Genomic DNA, 18,097 nt, shown 5'->3' with positions numbered 1-18,097 from the left:
GGGCGCCGCTCACCCCGGCAGGAACCGGCGCCCCCGCGTCCCGGGGCCGCCGAAGCTCGCCGGGGGACCCGCGTCGGGCTCCTCGTTCAGGAGGACACCGCCGAGGACGGCACCGGACAGGCCGCTCGCGTGCTCGTCGGCGCCGCCGTACGGGTTCCCGTACGCCCGCACGTCCCGTTCGGCGAGCGACCGGGCCTCGTGGGCGAGCGCGTCGGCGGTCACCAGCCGCGTCACCTCCTCCCGGCCGCCGCCCCGCTCGGCCAGCAGCCGTTCCGCCTCCGCCAGCCGGGTGCGGGCCTCGGCGCCCACCGCCGCGCGGTGCGTGGTGACGTAGTCCTCGGCGGCGGCCACCGCGGAACGTGCGGTGAGCCGGGCGGCCAGGGACACCGCACCGGCACGCCCCGTCCCCAGCGGTCCGACGGTCCGCGTGATCCGCCGCAGTGCGTCCAGCGGGTCGTACGGCCCACGGGTCACCTCCACCCGTACGGCGGCCAGGGCGGCGTCGGCGCGGACGGCACGGGCCCTCAGCTCCCCCTCGGGCACCGGCCCCGCGCGGTTGCCCAGCTGCTTGCGCGCCTCGGCGATCTCCGCCTCCCCACCCGTCAGCACCGTCGGCACCAGCCCCGCCGCCTCCCTCAGCTCCCCGGCCAGTCGTTCCACCCCGGACACCAGGACCTCGGCCTGCGCCACGGCCCCCTCGGCCGCCCGCAGTTCCCGGGCCGTACGCCCGCCGTCGCCCGCGTCGGCGGCCTGACGCGCGAAGTTGAGATGAGTCGTCGCGAACACCAGCCGGTCCTTGGCCTGCTCGACGTATCCCGTGACCGGGGCGGCGGCGGACGGCGCGTACCGTTCACCCAGTTCCCCCGGCAGCGCCCCGATGTCCGCGGTCCGCCCGGCCAGCTCCCGGAACCGCCCCTCCGCGATCTCCAGGGCTTCGCCCGCCCCCGTCTCCAGCGCCCGCAGCCGGTCGAACTCCGGCGCCGCGGCGTCCAGCCGCTCCCCGGCCTCCACGCACCGCCCCACGATCCCGGCCAGCGCCTGCCGCCGGGCCGCCTCGTCCTCCGGCACCCCCTGCTCGTAGCGCCGCCGTATCGCGAACGCGGCCGTCAGCTCGGACCGCGCTTCCCGCAGGGCCCGCGCGAACGGTTCCACGGCCGCCGCCCCGAACCGTGCCTGCGTGAAACCGAGTTCCTCCCGGCTGGTGCGCACGCTGTCGTCCGCCGCGACGAGCGAGTCCCGCGCCCGCCGCTCGAAGTCGTGCGCGAGGGGGCCCGGGGCCGGTGCGGACACTCCGCCCGGCGTGGTGCGGCCACGCGCCCGCCGGGTGCGCCGTACATAGCCGTACCCGGCCAGCACCAGCGCCAGCACGACGACGGCGACCGGCAGCACGAGGTCGGCGGCGGACGCTCCGCCCTGTTCCGGCGCCGCGGCGGCCCCGGTCACGGGAACCGGATCGCCGTCCTTGATCGTCGTCCCCGGCAACACCAGCCACAGCCCGCCCGCCGCACAGCCGAGCAGGGCGTGCGCCACCCGCACGGCTATGTGCGACTTGGCGTGCCTGCGCCGGCCGCGAAGGGAGGATCGCGTCACATTTCGGAGCGTATGGGCTGGTAGACGCCTTCGCGAGCGGGCCGACGCGAGCGGGGGACCGAGGGACAGGGGGTACGGAATGGGCACGGAGCGAATACCCACGACGGACGACGACGCGGGGAACGCGGAGCCGGCGGAAACACGCGAGGAGTCGCCCGAGGAGTCGCCCGAGGCCCGGGTCGCCCGGCCGACCTGGCTCATCTGGGTGAGACGAGTACCCCTCGTGCTGGCCCTCACCGTCCTGCTGCCGCTTCTCGCCGCCGAGACCGCGCTGCGCGTGAACTACACCGGCGACCCGGCGGACGGCACCTCCACGAGGAACCGGGACGCGATCTGGCTGGGCCATGCCTGGGTCGACGGCCGCAAGGACGACGCCGACGTCCAGGCCCTCGCCGACCGGCTGCGCGACACCGGCATCCGCGACCTGTACGTCCACTCCGGTCCCCTGGAGCACGACGGCACGCTCCCCGAGTCGGACTACCCGAAGGCCCGTTGGCTGATCGCGGCCGTGCACCAGAGGCTGCCCGGCGTGCGCGTCCAGGCGTGGCTCGGCGACAAGCTGGCCAGTGAGTCCCCGGACGGCCTCCGCCTCGACCGCGCCGCGACCCGCGCCGCCGTGGTCCGCTCCACCCGCGAGATCCTCGCCGCCGGCTTCGGGGGCGTGCACTTCGACCTGGAACCCCTCCACTCCGGTGACCGCGACTACCTGAACCTCCTCGACGAACTGCGCCGCGTCACCCGCGCCCACCAGGCCCTGCTGTCCGTCGCCGCCCACCAGATCGACCCGCTGCCCGCCTTCCACTCCTTCTGGGGCAGGACCACCGGTCACCCCAAGTGGTGGTCACAGGCGTACTTCGGGCAGGTGGCCCGCCGCGTCGACCAGATCGCCGTCATGTCGTACGACACCATGCAGCCGCTGGACACCCTCTACGGCGGCTATGTCGCCCAGCAGACCAGCCTCGCCATGGAGGTCACCCCCGCCTCCACCGACCTCCTGATGGGCCTGCCCTTCTACCACGAGAACCGGTTCGGCCACTGGGCGCACGCCGAGACGGTCCCCGCCGCCGTCCGGGGCGTACGCCTCGGCCTGTCCCGCACGGACGCCCACCGCGACCGCTTCGGTGTGGCGCTGTACGTGGACTTCGCGGCGAAGGAGGAGGACTGGTCGGCGTACCGGGAGGGGTGGGTGCGGCCATGACCTGCCTGCACATGCTCCTGGACAGCGACGGGACGGCGGACCCTAGACCGGGGGGAGCTTCCCCGGGTTGATCACGGGGGTCGTCTCCTCGTGATCCCCCACGCACACCGGGGACGCCTGGCAGAAGAAGCCCTTGCCCTGGCACGCCTGGCACACGTGTTCGGCGAGCAGGTCCGAGCCTCTGCTGCCCCGCCCCACGTACAGCGTCGTGCCCGGCACCTTCCCGTTGCCGGAACAGCCCCGGCACGCGAGATGAGGGCCGGCGCAAACCGTCTGGTCAACTGTCACCTGTCACCACCTTCGATCCGCCCCCGATCCGCCCAGCCTTCCAGTTCGGCCTCGCCGGGGGGCGGCAAGCGCACTTTCGGGTGACGGCCCACCTGACGGGTGCCCTACCCCCTCCTCCTGATCTTCGCCCCCAGCCACACCAGCGGGTCGTACTTGCGGTCCACCGCGCGCTCCTTGAGGGGGATCAGGGCGTTGTCCGTGATCTTGATGTTCTCGGGGCACACCTCCGTGCAGCACTTGGTGATGTTGCAGTAGCCGAGGCCGTGTTCGTCCTGGGCGGTGGCCTTGCGGTCCAGGCCGGACTCCTGGGCCGCGTCCAGGGGATGCATGTCCAGCTCCGCGACCCGCATCAGGAAGCGCGGGCCGGCGAACGCCGTTTTGTTCTCCTCGTGGTCGCGGACCACGTGACAGGTGTCCTGGCACAGGAAGCACTCGATGCACTTGCGGAACTCCTGCGGGCGGTCCACGTCCTCCTGCGCCATCCGGTACTCGCCGGGCCCGACGCCGGAGGGCGGTACGAACGCCGGAACCTCCCGGGCCTTCTGGTAGTTGAAGCCGACGTCCGTGACCAGGTCACGGACGACCGGGAAGGCACGCAGCGGAGTGACGGTGATCGTCTCCTCCCGGGTGAAGACCGACATGCGGGTCATGCACATCAGCCGCGGCCGCCCGTTGATCTCCGCCGAGCACGAACCGCACTTGCCCGCCTTGCAGTTCCAGCGGACGGCGAGGTCGGGCGCCTGCGTGGACTGGAGCCGGTGGATGATGTCGAGCACCACCTCGCCCTCGTTGACCTCGACCGCGAAGTCCTCCAGGCCACCGCCCCCGACGTCACCGCGCCACACCTTGAAGCGGGCCTCGTAGCTGCTCACTCGTAGAGCTCCTCTTCGGCGAGGTACTTGACCAGCTCCTCCTTGTCGAAGAGGGCGAGCAGGTCCGGGCGGATGGGGTCGGTGGTCTCGCGGGTGAGGGTGATCTGGTCCCGGGCGGGGTCGGCCGTCGCCGGGTCGGCGGGGCCGGTGGGCTCGGCGAGCGCGCACAACAGGTTCAGCCGGCGCCACGCGCGGTCCATCGCGGGGTGGTCCTCGCGGGTGTGGCCGCCGCGCGACTCGGTGCGCTCCAGCGCGGCCCGTGCCACGCACTCGCTGACCAGCAGCATGTTCCGCAGGTCGAGGGCGAGGTGCCAGCCGGGGTTGAACTGGCGGTGGCCCTCCACCCCGGCCCGCCCGGCCCGTACCCGCAGGGCGGCGAGTCTCTCCAGCGCCTCGGCCATCTCGCCCTCCCGGCGGATGATGCCGACCAGGTCGTTCATGGTCTGCTGGAGTTCCTGGTGGAGGGTGTACGGGTTCTCCGGCGGGCGTCCGCCGCGCACGGACTCCCCGGCCCCCGCCGGGAGCGCCTCCGTGGACAGGCCCTCCGCCGAGAACGGCCGCAGCGCCTCCGCCGCCGCCGCGTCGATCTGGACGTCGTCCACCGGGGGCCGTGTGCCCGCGAGCCGTGCGGTGTGCTCGGCGGCGTGCCGGCCCGCCCGGCGTCCGAAGACCAGCAGGTCGGACAGCGAGTTGCCGCCGAGCCGGTTGGAGCCGTGCATACCGCCCGCCACCTCACCGGCCGCGAACAGCCCCGGTACCCCGCGCGCCGCGGCCGTGTCGGAGTCGACCGCGATGCCGCCCATCACGTAGTGACAGGTCGGCCCGACCTCCATCGCCTCCGCCGTGATGTCGACGTCCGCCAGCTCCTTGAACTGGTGGTACATCGACGGCAGCCGACGCCGGATCACCTCGGCGGGCATACGTGTCGACACGTCCAGGAAGACCCCGCCGTGCGGTGAGCCCCGGCCCGCCTTCACCTCGGCGTTGATGGCTCGGGCCACCTCGTCGCGGGGGAGCAGCTCGGGAGGGCGCCGGTTGTGGTCCGGGTCCTCGTACCAGCGGTCGCCCTCCTCCTCGGACTCGGCGTACTTCTCCTTGAAGACGTCGGGCACGTAGTCGAACATGAAGCGCCTGCCGTCGGAGTTCCTGAGCACCCCGCCGTCGCCGCGCACCGACTCGGTGACCAGGATGCCCTTGACCGACGGCGGCCAGACCATGCCCGTCGGATGGAACTGCACGAACTCCATGTTCAGCAGGGGCGCGCCCGCGAGCAGGGCGAGGGCGTGCCCGTCGCCGGTGTACTCCCACGAGTTCGACGTGACCTTGAAGGACTTGCCGATGCCGCCGGTCGCGATCACCACGGCCGGGGCCTCCAGGACGAAGAAGCGGCCTGACTCGCGCTCGTACGCGAAGACCCCCGACACCCGGTTGCCGTTCTTGAGCACCCGGGTGACCGTGCACTCCTGGAACACCTTCAGCCGCGACTCGTAGTCGCCGGTCTCGCGGTGGTCCTCCTGCTGGAGGGCGACGATCTTCTGCTGGAGGGTGCGGATCAGCTCCAGGCCGGTGCGGTCGCCGACGTGGGCGAGGCGCGGGTACTCGTGGCCGCCGAAGTTGCGCTGGGAGATCCTCCCGTCCTTCGTACGGTCGAACAGTGCGCCCCAGGTCTCCAGTTCCCACACCCGGTCCGGGGCCTCACGGGCGTGCAGTTCGGCCATCCGCCACTGGTTGAGGAACTTGCCGCCCCGCATGGTGTCGCGGAAGTGCACCTGCCAGTTGTCGTGCTCGTTGACGTTGGCCATCGCGGCCGCGATGCCGCCCTCGGCCATCACGGTGTGCGCCTTGCCGAACAGCGACTTGCAGATCACCGCCGTACGGGCGCCCCGCTCGCGCGCCTCGATCGCGGCCCGCAGTCCCGCGCCGCCGGCCCCGACCACGACGACGTCCCATTCCTGCCGGTCCACCACGGGCATCAGAAGAACCTCGGATCGTCGAAGACACCGGACGCGACCAGATAGACGTAGAAGTCGGCGAGCGCCACGCTCACCAGCGACGCCCAGGCCAGCAGCATGTGGCGGGCGTTGAGCTTCCCGACGAACTGCCAGGCCCGGTAGCGCACGGGATGCTTGGAGAAGTGCCTGAGCTTGCCGCCGACGATGTGCCGGCAGGAGTGGCAGGACAGGGTGTACGCCCAGATCAGCGCGATGTTGAGCAGGAAGACCAGGGTGCCGAGGCCCATGTGACCCCAGCGGTAGTGCTCGTCGCGGAAGGACAGCGCCGTGTCGTAGGTGAGCACCCCGGCGACCAGCAGGGCGGCGTAGAAGAAGTACCGGTGGAGGTTCTGGAGGATCAGCGGGAAGCGGGTCTCGCCGGTGTACTTGGCGTGCGGCTCGGCCACCGCGCAGGCGGGCGGGGAGGCCCAGAAGCCGCGGTAGTAGGCCTTGCGGTAGTAGTAGCAGGTCAGCCGGAAGCCGAGCGGAAAGATCAGGATGATGACGGCGGGGGATATGCCCCACCAGCTCCCGAACAGGTCGGCGTTGGGACCCGCGCGCATCGTCCGGCAGTGCTCGGCGAGACAGGGCGAGTAGAAGGGCGAGACGTACGGCGCCGCGTAGTAGTCCGCGTCGGCGAAGGCCCGCCAGGTCGAGTAGACGACGAAGGCGAGCAGTCCGGCCGCGGTGACGGCGGGCGCCAGCCACCAGCGGTCGGTGCGCAGATGCGGGGCGGAGATCGCGGCGCGCGTGGCGGTGTGCACGCCGCGGCTGTTCTGTTGGGGTTCCGTACCAGTGGCCAACGGATGACTCCGGTCGGGGATCGGGGGATGGGAGCGGCGCCTGAGGACTGCTAGGGGGCGTGCCGGTCGCGGGCGCCGAGTCCCTCGTCGTCCGAGTCCGTCCACAGGCTGATGTCGTACGGCGTGTCGGAGATGGTGACGAGTTCGGGGCGCCGCGGCCCGCCGGGGCCGGGGGCGGCCTCGCGCAGCAGCGCCAGGCTTTCGCGCAGGTGATCGGCGTCGGCGCGGACGCGGCGCATTTCCAGGCCGCCGCTCCCGAGCTGCTGCTCCAGGCGGCCCACGGACCGGACGAGGTCCTCCAGGCAGCGCTGTACCGACGTCAGTTCGTCGTGCACGGACATGACGTGACCTCACTTCCGCGGACCCGGTGGCCCAAGGCGGGGACGTTCATGCGCCTGCGAGTGTTGCGCGTGACTCCCACGGATGTGAAGGCGTGTGCAGCGATTGGCGGATTGCGCGCCCTGCGCGCACGCCCGCCCGCGCCCTGAGTGCGCCGGGTGCGCGTGTTGCGCCGCACGGGTGGGCTTGGCGGTCCCCGCCGCCGTGTCGCCCCCGGCAGCGGAACCCTTTCCTCTTCAGTGGGTCCCGTAGAGGTCCATAGATCTGATCACCACCAAAAATACCGCGGGCCCCCCGGAGGTAGCAGAGATGTCCTACGACGGCGTCGGACCGCGCGCGGTCATGCGCTCGGCCGCCTTCCTGACCGCCGGCGCGCTCGCGATGTCCGTACTCGTCGGCTGCGGCTCCGACGACAAGGAGACGCAGCCGCTGGCCGGGCAGGACATCGCTGCCTCCGCCCGGAACCTGGTCGCGGACGGCGGCACGCTGCGCTGGGCCGTCGACGCCGTGCCCGAGACCCTCAACACCTTCCAGGCCGACGCCGACACCGGCACCACCCGAGTCGCCCAGGCCGTCCTGCCGTCGATGTTCCGGCTCGACAAGAGCGGCCGCCCGGTCCGCAACCCCGACTACCTGGAGTCCGCCAAGGTCGTCGAGACCGAACCACGCCAGGTCGTCCTCTACAAACTCAACCAGCAGGCCGTCTGGAGCGACGGCCGGGAGATCGGCGCCGCCGACTTCGCCGCCCAGTGGCGTGCCCTGTCCGGCGCGGACGCCGCCTACTGGACCGCTCGCAACGCCGGCTACGATCGCATCGCCAAGATCGAGCGCGGCGCCAACGACCTGGAGGTCCGGGTCACCTTCAGCCGCCCCTACGCCGACTGGCGGTCGCTGTTCTCCCCGCTGTACCCGAAGGACGTCATGGGCACCCCGGACGCCTTCAACGACGGGGCGCGCCGCAAGCTCGCGGTCACCGCCGGACCCTTCAAGCTGGACAAGGTCGACACCGCGAAGAAGGACGTCGTCCTCGTCCGCAACCCCCGCTGGTGGGGCAACCCCACCAAGCTGAACGAGATCGTGCTGCACGCCGTGGCCCGGGACAAGCGGGCGGTCGCGCTGGCCGACGGCACGGTGGACCTGGCCGACATCGACGTCTCCGAGGCCCAGCGCATCACCCTCGCCGGCCGTGAGCAGGGCACCAACGGCGCCCTCCAGGGGGCCGGGCGCACCTCGGCCAAGAAGCTGCGCAAGGCGATCACGACGTATCTGCTGCGGCAGGACGCGCTGCGCGCCTTCGAGGTCCGCAAGTCCCTGGAACCGTCCTACACCCAGCTCGCCCTCAACGGCTCCGGCGGCCCCCTCGCCGACGAGCGGGTGCGCCGCGCCGTCGCCCGAGCCCTCGACCGTACGGAACTGGCCAAGCTGGTGCTGACCCCGCTCGGCCTGCCCGCCGTGGCGGTCGGCAGCCATCTGGCCCTGTCCGGCCAGGCCGACTACGCGGACGAGAGCGGCGCCCTGGGCGGCCAGGACACGGCGGAGGCGCAGGCGCTGCTCGCGGACGCCGGATGGGTGCGGGGCGGTCCGGTCAAGGCGCAGAAGAAGCCCGGCAAGGCGGCCGGCCCGGAGGCCGGCGGAGCTGGAAAGGCCGATCCGTCGGACGGCGGCACCGACGGCGCGTACATCGTCGGCGAGGACGACAAGGACCCCAAGGACCACAAGAACAACAAGCAGCGCGAGTCGACCGGCGACTCGGGCGGCCGGCACCTCGCGCAGGACGGCCGTCAGTACTCGGGCGGTCACCCGCAGCAGGGCGGCGCGCCGGGCGCGTACGCCCCCAAGGGCACCGCGGCCCCGGCGGGCGTCGTCTCCGAGCCGCTCGCCAAGGACGGCCAGACGCTCTCGCTCCGCTTCGTGCTCCCCTCGGGACCCGGCTCGGACACCCTGCGCACCGTCGCCGACCGGATCTCGCTGATGCTGGAGAAGATCGGCATCCGTACGGAGATCACCTCGGTCCCGGACGACAGCTACTTCCGGGACCACATCGCGAACGGCCAGTTCGACCTCGCCCTGTACTCCTGGCCGTCCTCCCCCTACCCGGCCACCGACGCCCGGCCCATTTACGCCAAGCCGGTCCCGGCGGCCGACGGCTCGGTGAACATCGAACAGAACTACACCCGGGTCGGCACCGACCAGGTCGACCAGCTCTTCGACCAGGCCGCCGCCACCCTGGACGAGGGCGAGTCCCGCGAACTGATCCGCAAGGCCGACTCCCGTATCTGGGCCGCGGCCGGCTCGCTCCCCCTCTACCAGCGCCCGCAGCTCACCGGAGTGCGCAAGGACCTGGTCAACGTGGGTGCCTTCGGATTCCAGACCCCCGTCTACGAGGACATGGGATTCCTGAAGAAGGGCGCGAAGATCTCCGGCAGCCCGTCCGCGCAGTGAGCCCCGGCGGCCCTGCGGAGGCTGACCCCCGCGGGGCCACGTAACATGGGGTGAGGCCGTGGCATGTCAAGCCCGGCAGGGCCCGCGTCACACGGACGTACCTAGAGGGCCTTCCTCACACCCCGGGAGTACGTCGCAATATGGCCACGCGCCACGACATCCGCAACGTCGCCATCGTCGCCCACGTCGACCACGGCAAGACGACCATCGTCGACGGCATGCTGAAGCAGGCCGGTGCCTTCGCCGCCCACCAGCTCGACTCCGTCGACGACCGAATGATGGACTCGAACGACCTGGAGCGTGAGAAGGGCATCACGATCCTCGCCAAGAACACGGCGGTGAAGTATCACCCCAAGGACGGCGGGGACCCGATCACCATCAACATCATCGACACCCCCGGCCACGCCGACTTCGGCGGCGAGGTCGAGCGCGGTCTGTCGATGGTCGACGGTGTGGTCCTGCTCGTGGACGCCTCCGAGGGTCCGCTCCCGCAGACCCGCTTCGTGCTGCGCAAGGCCCTCCAGCAGCGGCTGCCCGTCATCCTGTGCATCAACAAGACGGACCGCCCGGACTCCCGCATCGACGAGGTCGTCAACGAGACCTACGACCTCTTCCTCGACCTGGACGCGGACGAGGAGCAGATCGAGTTCCCGATCGTCTACGCGTGCGGCCGTGACGGCGTCGCGTCGCTGACCAAGCCGGAGAACGGCACGGTCCCGGCCGACTCCACCAGCCTGGAGCCGTTCTTCTCCACGATCCTGGAGCACATCCCGGCCCCGACCTACGACGAGGAGGCCCCGCTCCAGGCGCACGTCACCAACCTGGACGCGGACAACTTCCTCGGCCGTATCGCACTGCTCCGCGTCGAGCAGGGCGAGCTGCGCAAGGGCCAGACGGTCTCCTGGATCAAGCGCGACGGGTCCATCAGCAACGTCCGCATCACCGAGCTGATGATGACCGAGGCGCTCACCCGCAAGCCGGCCGAGAAGGCCGGCCCGGGTGACATCTGCGCCGTCGCCGGTATCGCGGACATCATGATCGGCGAGACCCTCGCCGACACCGAGAACCCGATCCCGCTGCCGCTGATCACGGTGGACGAGCCCGCGATCTCCATGACCATCGGTACCAACACCTCGCCGCTGGTCGGCCGTGGTGGCACCGGCAAGGGCGCCGACGCGAAGGCGGCCGTGAAGGACCGCAAGGTCACGGCCCGCCAGGTCAAGGACCGCCTCGAGCGCGAGCTGATCGGTAACGTCAGCCTCCGGGTCCTGGACACCGAGCGCCCCGACGCCTGGGAGGTGCAGGGCCGTGGTGAGCTGGCGCTCGCCATCCTGGTCGAGCAGATGCGCCGTGAGGGCTTCGAGCTGACCATCGGCAAGCCCCAGGTGGTCACCAAGGACGTCGACGGCAAGACGTACGAGCCCGTCGAGCGCATGACGATCGACGTGCCCGAGGAGCACATGGGCGCGGTCACGCAGCTCATGGGTGTCCGCAAGGGCCGTATGGACAACATGTCGAACCACGGCTCCGGCTGGGTCCGCATGGAGTTCGTGGTGCCCTCCCGCGGTCTGATCGGCTTCCGTACCGAGTTCCTGACCCAGACCCGCGGCACCGGCATCGGCCACTCCATCCACGAGGGCTTCGAGCCCTGGTTCGGCACGCTCCAGACCCGTAACAACGGCTCCCTGGTCGCCGACCGCTCCGGTGCGGTCACCGCGTTCGCGATGACCAACCTCCAGGAGCGCGGCGTGCTGTTCACGGACCCGGGCACCGAGGTGTACGAGGGCATGATCGTCGGTGAGAACTCACGCTCCGACGACATGGACGTGAACATCACCAAGGAGAAGAAGCTCACGAACATGCGGTCCTCGTCGGCCGACTCGTTCGAGGCGATCGTCCCGCCGCGCAAGCTCTCCCTGGAGCAGTCGCTGGAGTTCTGCCGCGACGACGAGTGCGTCGAGGTCACCCCGGAGGCGGTCCGCATCCGCAAGGTGAACCTGGACGCCCGCGAGCGCGCCCGCGCCGCGAGCCGGGCCAAGCACGGCTGACGCCTGCCCTGACGTGCCGGTGCCGGGCATCCCCCAGCGTGGGGGGTGCCCGGCACCGGCATGTGTGACCGGGGGCCCTCAGGGGGCCCATGTCGCTCTCGGTCATGCCCACACATAGGGATAACCCTTGACTTGGTCGAGATCGAGCCATCCGGCATCCGATTCGCACTACTCTGACGGTCTGCTCGGATCACTATCCGTGTTGGTACGGACGATCTCGAAGCACGCCAGAGCGTCTCTGCGCAACTGACTTTTACGCCCTCCTGTCCGGTATGCGGACAGGAAGTGTCGATAGTTGTGTAACAAGTCCGTTTCGCATCGATCTTTCGCCAAACCGTTTGTCCGGATTTTGGAAGAAGTACGCGACAGGTGTGATCGAACCGAGACCAAATGGGTGTGGTCGGGCCAGTCGGCCATGGCAGATAGTTAGGCGCGTAGAGCTCGGTCGAGCGAGTCACCCTCTGGGGTGGGCGACGGCGCACGAGCATGCGGGGGCACCCGATCTTTTCCGGCAGCGGATACGGCCCGGTGTCGTGTGCCCACTCTTGCGGTGAACAAAAGGACTCATGAGGAGGAACCCATGCGCGGTGCCAAGAGTGCCAAGTGGGTGGCGATAGCTGCGGTTGTGGCGCTGGGAGCTACCGCCTGCGGTGGTGGAAGCAGTGACTCGGGCGACAGCTCGCGCAAGGTCAACCCGGACGGCGTGTTCAGCTACCAGAGCAGCGAGCCGCAGCACCCGATCCAGCCGGCCAACGTCATGGAGACCGGCGGTGGCCACATCACCGACGCCCTCTTCAGCGGCCTCGCCGACTACAACCCCAAGACGGGCAAGCTCGAGAACCTCGTCGCCGAGGACATCAAGCAGACCGACGCCAGCCACTACACCATCAAGGTGAAGAAGGGCTGGACCTTCCACAACGGCGAGCCGGTCACCGCGCACTCCTTCATCGACGCCTGGAACTGGGGCGCCGACCCGAAGAACGCCCAGCAGAACTCGTCCTGGTTCGCGGACATCAAGGGCTACGACGAGGTCCACCCGGAGAAGGGCGCCGGCAAGACCACCAAGATGTCCGGTCTGTCCGCTCCGGACGACTACACCATCAAGGTCGAGCTGGCCACCCCGGTCCCGTACTGGACCTACAAGCTGGGCTACAGCGCCTTCTACCCGCTGCCCAAGGTCTTCTTCACCAACCCGAAGAAGTACGGCCAGGAGCCCGTCGGCAACGGCGCCTACAGCTTCGTGAAGTGGAACCACAACCAGAACTTCGAGGTCAAGCGCTACGACAAGTACGCCGGCCCGAAGGTCAAGAACGGTGGCATAAACTTCAAGTTCTACACGACCTCCGAGGCCGCGTACAAGGACGCCACGTCCGACAACCTGGACGTGCTGGACCAGGTGGCGCCGAGCGCCATGGCCAGCTACCACCAGGACCTGGGCGACCGCGCCGTCGACTCCCCGCAGAACGCCATCCAGACCATCGCCGTCGCCGAGTACGCGCCGTCGATCAAGGGTCTGAAGGACCGCGGCAAGTTCATGCAGGGCATCTCCATGGCCATCGACCGGGACACCATCACCAAGACGGTGCTGGCCGGTTCGCGTACCCCCGCCACCGGCTACGTGCCGCCGGCCGTCGAGGGCTACAAGGCCGACGCCTGCGGTGAGTTCTGCAAGTACAACCCGGAGAAGGCCAAGCAGCTGATCCAGGAGGCCGGCGGCGCCAACGCCACGGTTTCCGTGCTGTACAACGCCGACGGCGGCCACAAGGAATGGGTCACCGCGGTCTGCGCGAACATCACGCAGAACACCGGCGTCAAGTGCGAGGGCGACGCGAAGGCCGACTTCAAGACGGCGCTCGACGTCCGCACCAAGAAGAAGGTCCAGAGCTTCTACCGCTCCGGCTGGGTGCAGGACTACCCGCTGAACGCCAACTTCCTGAAGGACCTGTACGGCACCACCGCCGCGGGTAACGAGGGTGGCTACTCCAACAAGGAGTTCGACGGGCTCGCGGCCAAGGCTGACAAGGCTTCCTCGCTGGAGGAGTCGGTGAAGCTGTACCAGGAGGCCGAGACGGCTCTGTACAAGGACATGCCGTCCATCCCGCTCTGGTACTACAAGACCAACGCCGGCTACTCCAAGAACGTGAAGGGCGTCGTGTACGACACCTTCGGCAAGCCGGACTACGCCGAGGTCGAGGTCTTCGCCAAGTAAGGGCCGTAACGGTCGATTCACCCAGGCGCCCGCGCATGCCGCGGGCGCCCCACCGTTCGCTGCTGACGGTCGCCCCGACACCCCCGCTTAGACACATCGGGGCGACCGCCTGAACGGCTCACTTTGGAGGCTCGATGGGGCGCTACGTCGCGCGGCGACTGCTCCAGATGATCCCGGTCTTCTTCGGGACCACTCTGCTCATCTTTTTGATGGTGTACTCCCTGCCCGGCGACCCTGTCAGGGCGCTGTGGGGCGACAGACCTGCCGACCCGCAGGCGATGGCACAGCTGAAGCACCAGTACTGGCTCGACCGGCCGGTCTTCGAGCAGTACTGGCACTACATCAGCAACGTGTTCAAGGGCGACTTCGGCACCAGCTTCGTGACCCAGCGCAAGGTCAGCGACGTGATGTCCGAGTCGTTCCCCGTCACGATCCGGCTCGCCCTCGTCGCGTTCGCCATCGAGATCGTGGTCGGCCTGGGACTGGGCCTGATGTCGGGCCTCAACCGAGGCAAGATCTACGACAAGCTCGTGCTGGTGATCACGCTGCTGCTGGTCTCCGTGCCGATCTTCGTCCTCGGCTTCGTCGCGCAGACGGTCTTCGCGACCGACCTGGGCTGGACCACGGCGACCGTGCAGAACGACAAGGACCTCGGCCAGCTGCTGCTGCCCGGCATCATCCTCGGCTCGCTGTCCTTCGCCTACGTCGCGCGGCTCAGCAGAACCTCCATCGCAGAGAACCTTCGTGCCGACTATGTGCGCACGGCCGTGGCCAAGGGCCTGCCGCGTCGCCGCGTCATCGGCGTCCACCTGATGCGCAACTCGCTGATCCCCGTGGTCACGTTCCTCGGCACCGACCTGGGCGCCCTGATGGGCGGCGCCATCGTCACCGAGGGCATCTTCAACGTCCACGGCATCGGCAACACCCTGTACCGGTCGATCAACCAATCCGACAACACCACCGTCGTCGGCATCGTGACCGTCCTGGTCATCGTCTACCTGTTCTCCAGCCTCGTCGTGGACCTGCTCTACGCCGTCCTGGACCCGAGGATCCGCTATGTCTGAGGCACTCACGACCGAAACGGCCCTGGAAGACGCTGTCACCAACTCTTCCCCCAAGTCTTCCCAGGACAAGCCGCGAAGCCTGTGGTCCGACGCGTGGCGGGATCTGCGCCGCAACCCGTTCTTCGTCATCTCGGCCGCTCTGATCGTGCTGCTGCTCACGATCGCGGCCTTCCCGGGGCTGTTCACCTCCACCGACCCGAAGCACGCCGACCTCGTGCACCACTACCTGACCGGCCCCAACTGGAGCCACGTCGGCCAGGCCGACTGGTTCGGCTACGACGGTCAGGGCCGCAGCGTGTACTCCCGGACGATGTACGGCGCCCGCGCCTCGATCATCGCCGGAACCGTCACCACCATCGGTGTCGCGTTCCTCGGCACCCTGGTGGGCATGTTCGCGGGTTACTACGGGGGCTGGCTCGACTCGCTCCTGTCCCGCGTCACCGACGTGTTCTTCGGCATCCCGCTGCTTCTCGGCGCCATCGTCGTCCTGAACGCGTTCACCAACCGCACCGTGTGGACCGTGGTCCTCGCGATGGTGTTCCTCGGCTGGACCCAGATCACCCGCGTCATGCGCGGTTCCGTGATCACCGTCAAGCAGCAGGACTTCGTGCAGGCCGCGCGGGCGCTGGGCGCCGGCACCGGCCGGATCCTGCTCCGGCACATCCTTCCGAACGCGGTCGCCCCCGTGATCGTCGTTTCCACCATCGCACTCGGCGGCTACATCTCGCTCGAGGCGACGCTCTCCTTCCTGGGCATCGGCCTTCCGGACAGCGTGGTCTCCTGGGGCAATGACATCTCGTCCGCGCAGACGGTCATCCGTACCGCGCCGCACGTGCTGTTCTTCCCCAGCGCCCTGCTGAGCATCACCGTGCTCGCGTTCATCATGCTCGGCGACGCGGTCCGCGACGCCCTCGACCCGAAGCTGCGCTGAGGGAGGCGTACGTGAAGACCATCGAAGACACCGCCCCAGCCCTCGTCCCCGACGAGAGCCATGAGGGCCCCCTGCTCGAGGTGCGTGACCTGCACGTCGAGTTCCACACCCGGGACGGCGTGGCCAAGGCCGTCAACGGCGTCAACTACAGCGTGAGCGCGGGCGAGACCCTCGCCGTGCTCGGCGAGTCCGGGTCCGGCAAGTCCGTGACGGCCCAGGCCATCATGGGCATCCTCGACATGCCGCCGGCGAAGATCCCGCAGGGCCAGATCCTCTTCCGCGGCCAGGACATGCTCCGGATGTCCGGCGAGGAGCGTCGCAAGATCCGTGGTCGCAGGATCGCGATGATCTTCCAGGACGCGCTCAGCTCCCTGAACCCGGTACTGACCGTCGGCTACCAGCTCGGCGAGATGTTCCGCGTCCACCTGGGCATGTCCAAGAAGGACGCCAAGGCCAAGGCGATCGAGCTGATGGACCGGGTGAAGATCCCGGCCGCCGCCGCGCGTGTGAACGACTACCCGCACCAGTTCTCGGGCGGTATGCGTCAGCGCATCATGATCGCCATGGCGCTGGCCCTCGAGCCCGACCTGATCATCGCCGACGAGCCGACCACGGCCCTCGACGTGACGGTCCAGGCCCAGGTGATGGACCTGCTCGCCGACCTGCAGCGCGAGTACAACATGGGTCTGATCCTGATCACCCACGACCTCGGTGTGGTGGCGGACGTCGCCGACAAGATCGCGGTGATGTACGCGGGACGGATCGTGGAGACCGCACCGGTCCACGAGCTGTACAAGCGTCCGGCCCACCCGTACACGCGGGGCCTGCTGGACTCGATCCCGCGCCTGGACCAGAAGGGCCAGGAGCTCTACGCGATCAAGGGCCTGCCGCCCAACCTGATGAGCATCCCCACCGGCTGCGCCTTCAACCCGCGCTGCCCCAAGGCCGATGACATCTGCCGTACGGAGATCCCGGCCCTGCTCCCGGTGGCCGAATCCGACGGTACCGAGCTGCTCGGCCGCGGCTCGGCGTGCCACTTCTGGAAGGAGACGATCCATGGCTGAGCCGATCGAGAAGGAATCCGCGGTCGACGCCACGCCCAACGTCTCCGAGATCGACGTCGTGAACGCCGGCACCGAGGCGGAGGCGGTCGCCGCCCTCGACGCGCCCGTCGAGCGGGGCGAGCCGATCCTCCAGGTGCGCAACCTGGTCAAGCACTTCCCGCTGACCCAGGGCATCCTCTTCAAGCGCCAGATCGGCGCGGTGAAGGCCGTCGACGGCATCTCGTTCGACCTCTACCAGGGCGAGACGCTGGGCATCGTGGGCGAGTCGGGCTGCGGCAAGTCGACCGTCGCCAAGCTCCTGATGAACCTGGAGCGGGCGACGGCCGGCGAGGTGTTCTACAAGGGCCAGGACATCACCAAGCTGTCCGGTCGGGCGCTCAAGGCGGTCCGCCGGAACATCCAGATGATCTTCCAGGACCCCTACACCTCGCTCAACCCCCGTATGACGGTGGGTGACATCATCGGTGAGCCGTTCGACATCCACCCCGAGGTGGCGCCGAAGGGCGACCGCAGGAAGCGGGTACAGGAACTCCTGGACGTCGTCGGGCTCAACCCCGAGTACATCCACCGCTATCCGCACCAGTTCTCGGGCGGTCAGCGCCAGCGCATCGGCATCGCCCGCGGCCTCGCGCTCAACCCCGAGATCATCATCTGCGACGAGCCGGTCTCCGCGCTCGACGTGTCCGTGCAGGCTCAGGTCATCAACCTGATGGAGCGGCTCCAGGGAGAGTTCAACCTCTCCTACATCTTCATCGCGCACGACCTGTCGATCGTCCGGCACATCTCGGACCGCGTGGGTGTGATGTACCTCGGCAAGATGGCCGAGATCGGCACCGACGAGCAGATCTACGACCACCCGACGCACCCCTACACCCAGGCGCTGCTGTCGGCGGTCCCGGTGCCGGATCCCGAGGCCCGCGAGGGCCGCGAGCGGATCATCCTCACCGGCGACGTGCCGTCCCCGGCCAACCCGCCGTCCGGCTGCCGCTTCCGCACCCGGTGCTGGAAGGCCCAGGACAAGTGCGCCGAGGAGATCCCGCTCCTGGCCGTCCCCGAGCGCTTCCGCACCGCGGACACCCCGGCGGCCCACGAGTCGGCCTGCCACTTCGCGGAGGAGAAGGACGTGGTCCACGCGGCCTGACCCCCGCGCGACCCACCCGATGCCCGGCACCTCACGGAGGTGCCGGGCATCGGCATGTCCGGCGCGGCGCCCCGGCCCCTCGGCGCCGACCGGCATCCGGGTGGGCGCCTCCGCCGT

The 18,097-nt window shown here is 69.6% G+C and carries 14 protein-coding genes; 8 read left to right on the top strand and 6 right to left on the bottom strand.

Annotated elements, in window-relative coordinates:
- Positions 1-9: 9 nt before the first annotated feature.
- Positions 10-1,590, bottom strand: coding sequence for a hypothetical protein (locus ACIPK3_RS17930; RefSeq protein ID WP_402570676.1), 1,581 nt, complete (start codon positions 1,588-1,590; stop codon positions 10-12).
- A 79-nt stretch (positions 1,591-1,669) separates the two neighbouring features.
- On the opposite strand from ACIPK3_RS17930, the gene ACIPK3_RS17925 reads away from it, so the two are divergent.
- Positions 1,670-2,788 (top strand): hypothetical protein, encoded by a 1,119-nt coding sequence (locus ACIPK3_RS17925; RefSeq protein ID WP_402570674.1) that lies wholly within the window; start codon positions 1,670-1,672, stop codon positions 2,786-2,788.
- A gap of 42 nt (positions 2,789-2,830) precedes the next feature.
- On the opposite strand, the gene ACIPK3_RS17920 is transcribed toward ACIPK3_RS17925, so the two are convergent.
- The 5 genes from ACIPK3_RS17920 to ACIPK3_RS17900 form a co-directional block, all read right to left on the bottom strand.
- Entirely contained in the window at positions 2,831-3,076 is a 246-nt protein-coding gene (locus ACIPK3_RS17920) for a hypothetical protein (RefSeq protein WP_402570673.1), read from the bottom strand.
- A gap of 104 nt (positions 3,077-3,180) precedes the next feature.
- Positions 3,181-3,948, bottom strand: a complete 768-nt coding sequence (locus tag ACIPK3_RS17915; protein ID WP_402570672.1) for a succinate dehydrogenase/fumarate reductase iron-sulfur subunit — start codon at positions 3,946-3,948, stop codon at positions 3,181-3,183.
- Positions 3,945-5,921, bottom strand: a complete 1,977-nt coding sequence (locus tag ACIPK3_RS17910; protein WP_402570670.1) for a fumarate reductase/succinate dehydrogenase flavoprotein subunit — start codon at positions 5,919-5,921, stop codon at positions 3,945-3,947. The genes ACIPK3_RS17915 and ACIPK3_RS17910 overlap by 4 nt, the downstream gene beginning before the upstream one ends.
- Positions 5,921-6,742: a hypothetical protein gene (locus tag ACIPK3_RS17905; protein ID WP_402570668.1), complete on the bottom strand. Its 822-nt coding sequence runs from the start codon at positions 6,740-6,742 to the stop codon at positions 5,921-5,923. The genes ACIPK3_RS17910 and ACIPK3_RS17905 overlap by 1 nt, the downstream gene beginning before the upstream one ends.
- A 50-nt stretch (positions 6,743-6,792) precedes the next feature.
- Positions 6,793-7,083 (bottom strand): hypothetical protein, encoded by a 291-nt coding sequence (locus ACIPK3_RS17900; RefSeq protein ID WP_402570666.1) that lies wholly within the window; start codon positions 7,081-7,083, stop codon positions 6,793-6,795.
- A 307-nt stretch (positions 7,084-7,390) separates the two neighbouring features.
- Between ACIPK3_RS17900 and ACIPK3_RS17895 the strand changes: the two genes are divergently transcribed.
- The 7 genes from ACIPK3_RS17895 (at position 7,391) to ACIPK3_RS17865 (ending at position 17,980) form a co-directional block, all read left to right on the top strand.
- On the top strand, positions 7,391-9,523 hold the full coding sequence (locus tag ACIPK3_RS17895) for an ABC transporter family substrate-binding protein (RefSeq protein WP_402570664.1): 2,133 nt from the start codon (positions 7,391-7,393) through the stop codon (positions 9,521-9,523).
- 140 nt (positions 9,524-9,663) lie between these two features.
- Positions 9,664-11,571, top strand: coding sequence for a translational GTPase TypA (gene typA / locus ACIPK3_RS17890; RefSeq protein ID WP_402570663.1), 1,908 nt, complete (start codon positions 9,664-9,666; stop codon positions 11,569-11,571).
- Between the two features lie 580 nt (positions 11,572-12,151).
- Positions 12,152-13,780: an ABC transporter substrate-binding protein gene (locus ACIPK3_RS17885; protein ID WP_402570661.1), complete on the top strand. Its 1,629-nt coding sequence runs from the start codon at positions 12,152-12,154 to the stop codon at positions 13,778-13,780.
- A gap of 134 nt (positions 13,781-13,914) precedes the next feature.
- Positions 13,915-14,844 (top strand): ABC transporter permease, encoded by a 930-nt coding sequence (locus tag ACIPK3_RS17880; protein WP_402570659.1) that lies wholly within the window; start codon positions 13,915-13,917, stop codon positions 14,842-14,844.
- Positions 14,837-15,775 carry an ABC transporter permease gene (locus tag ACIPK3_RS17875; protein ID WP_402570657.1) on the top strand — a complete coding sequence of 313 codons (939 nt, stop codon included), beginning with the start codon at positions 14,837-14,839 and terminating at the stop codon, positions 15,773-15,775. Before ACIPK3_RS17880 ends, ACIPK3_RS17875 begins: the two co-directional genes overlap by 8 nt.
- A gap of 11 nt (positions 15,776-15,786) precedes the next feature.
- Positions 15,787-16,839 carry an ABC transporter ATP-binding protein gene (locus ACIPK3_RS17870; RefSeq protein ID WP_402570655.1) on the top strand — a complete coding sequence of 351 codons (1,053 nt, stop codon included), beginning with the start codon at positions 15,787-15,789 and terminating at the stop codon, positions 16,837-16,839.
- Complete coding sequence (locus ACIPK3_RS17865; protein ID WP_402570653.1) at positions 16,832-17,980, top strand: dipeptide ABC transporter ATP-binding protein; 1,149 nt, start codon at positions 16,832-16,834, stop codon at positions 17,978-17,980. Before ACIPK3_RS17870 ends, ACIPK3_RS17865 begins: the two co-directional genes overlap by 8 nt.
- The last annotated feature ends 117 nt before the right edge of the window (positions 17,981-18,097 follow it).

The sequence above is a fragment of the Streptomyces sp. NPDC086787 genome, from assembly GCF_044745865.1.
Classification (GTDB): Bacteria; Actinomycetota; Actinomycetes; order Streptomycetales; family Streptomycetaceae; genus Streptomyces.
Note: the sequence above shows the minus strand (reverse complement) of the source record. Positions and strands in the feature narration are given on the sequence as shown.